The organism is Pseudoalteromonas sp. S1650 (assembly GCF_005887195.1).
GTDB classification, from domain to species: Bacteria; Pseudomonadota; Gammaproteobacteria; order Enterobacterales; family Alteromonadaceae; genus Pseudoalteromonas; species Pseudoalteromonas simplex.
Genome location: NZ_PNDF01000186.1, coordinates 1 through 392, shown reverse-complemented (window position 1 = coordinate 392; position 392 = coordinate 1). Strand labels below are relative to the sequence as shown.

2 tRNA genes are annotated in these 392 nt (G+C 42.6%); both read left to right on the top strand.

Annotated elements, in window-relative coordinates:
* Nucleotides 1-184: 184 nt before the first annotated feature.
* Nucleotides 185-260 (top strand) — tRNA-Phe (locus tag CWB80_RS22120).
* 57 nt (nt 261-317) lie between these two features.
* Nucleotides 318-390: transfer RNA gene (locus CWB80_RS22115), tRNA-Thr, on the top strand.
* The last annotated feature ends 2 nt before the right edge of the window (nt 391-392 follow it).

The window sequence follows — 392 nt, the reverse complement described above, 5'->3', positions numbered from 1 at the left end:
TTAGCTCAGTTGGTAGAGCAACTGACTTGTAATCAGTAGGTCATCCGTTCAACTCGGATAGTCGGCACCATTTATTTTAATAATTAGCATTTAGCTAATTGTTTTGCCCAGATAGCTCAGTCGGTAGAGCCATCGGGAATTGCATTGAAAATCCTTGTTGATATTCTGCATAAAACTAAATATTGCCCAGATAGCTCAGTCGGTAGAGCAGAGGATTGAAAATCCTCGTGTCGGTGGTTCGATTCCGCCTCTGGGCACCATTATTTGATAATCTCTTTTAAAGTGATTATAGTGCACAACGCACACGATTTTAGTGTGCCGACTTAGCTCAGTTGGTAGAGCAACTGACTTGTAATCAGTAGGTCATCCGTTCAACTCGGATAGTCGGCACC